The sequence below is a fragment of the Vibrio sp. D173a genome, from assembly GCF_030248475.1.
The window spans coordinates 1-689 of sequence record NZ_JAHGAH010000536.1 but is presented as its reverse complement, the minus strand read 5'-3'; the positions used below and the strand labels follow the sequence as shown (position 1 = coordinate 689).

The 689-nt window shown below is 36.9% G+C and carries 1 protein-coding gene; it reads right to left on the bottom strand.

Annotated features, from left to right (window positions below):
* Window positions 1-20: 20 nt before the first annotated feature.
* Window positions 21-644, bottom strand: coding sequence for a hypothetical protein (locus KIV40_RS27340; protein ID WP_050937225.1), 624 nt, complete (start codon window positions 642-644; stop codon window positions 21-23).
* Window positions 645-689: the final 45 nt, after the last annotated feature.

The window sequence follows — 689 nt, the reverse complement described above, 5'->3', positions numbered from 1 at the left end:
ATCCCTCTTAAACAGATTGATTAAACCGTACTTTCCTTGATCTTCTCCAATATTTTTTCTTGCTTCAGGTGGATACTTTCGATCAAACTTTCACTCAGCTTTATGATATTGCTAGTTAATTTCTTATCACCGTGATTTGCGCGGCGATGGATCGGAATTGTAAATGGCTCAAACCTGTTTTTACCTACAATATCTTCAACATACAAAACATAACCACTTTCGAAAGGGTCATCACCGCTGTGAGCAGCATAGTTATGGCGGATTCTTCTGATTTCATGATGAATAAATTTATACTCATTCTGGATCTGTTTCACATTTAAACGTACTCCATGCCTCCCTTTTGTGTCGGCAAAACATTTCCAGTACGTCGTAACGATTGATACCAAAAGGCTATTTAAAATTGCGTGCTGCTCGGAAGTTATTTCCTTTTGTTCTAATATACCAAGAGCAATGTTACCCCAAGCTACGACATTCTTTAGATCTGCAAGAATTAAAGTGTAGCCGATATAACTTTGAGAAAGTCTGTCATCTAAAACCTGCGTTGGAAGAAGCTTTCTACGGTAAGTAACTTTATTGATGAGCTTGTGTTGTTGTTTGTCAAAAAAAGCTCTAATTTCAAAGCCACCTATCTTTTCATAAAACAAAGGATATCTCCGAATATATGTACGGTTTAACGCTTTTTATACGGC